Source organism: Halorubrum sp. CGM4_25_10-8A, assembly GCF_005435025.1.
Classification (GTDB): domain Archaea; phylum Halobacteriota; class Halobacteria; order Halobacteriales; family Haloferacaceae; genus Halorubrum; species Halorubrum ezzemoulense.
Window position 1 is genome coordinate 1 of the sequence record NZ_SGTX01000063.1, and the last position, 448, is coordinate 448.

The 448-nt window shown below is 71.4% G+C and carries 1 protein-coding gene; it reads right to left on the reverse strand.

Annotated elements, in window-relative coordinates:
* On the reverse strand, positions 1-448 hold a 448-nt coding region (locus EXE52_RS18130; RefSeq protein ID WP_137704012.1), incomplete at both ends, for a DoxX family protein.

Sequence of the window (448 nt, forward strand, 5' to 3'; positions counted from 1 at the left end):
GCCGCGAGCGCCGATCCGTCCTCGTCGTCGAGCGCGGGGCGACCGAACCAGCGGTCGAACGCGAGCGGGCCGGACCCGAGCGTGAAGACGGCCGAGGCCATCCCGAACAGCGCGACGTGAGCGAGGACCGGGTCGTCCGGGAGCCCGAACAGCGTCGTGGTGAACAGGACGAACGAGAGCGCGACCGCGCCGCGGGTGAAGAAGCCGGCGATCAGCGCGAGCCCCACGGCGATCTCGGTCACGCCGGCGCCGACGACCCACAGTCCCGGGTCGACCGGGACGACCGACGTTAGGTCGTACTTCTCGACGACGAGCAGCGCGCTCCCCGGGTCGGCGAGCTTCTGGATCAGCCCGAGGTAGACGAACGAGACGCCCATCCCGACGCGGAGCACCGTCGGCACGTACCGCCGCAGCGGGGCGGTCGACTCGTCGAGGAACGACTTCAGGT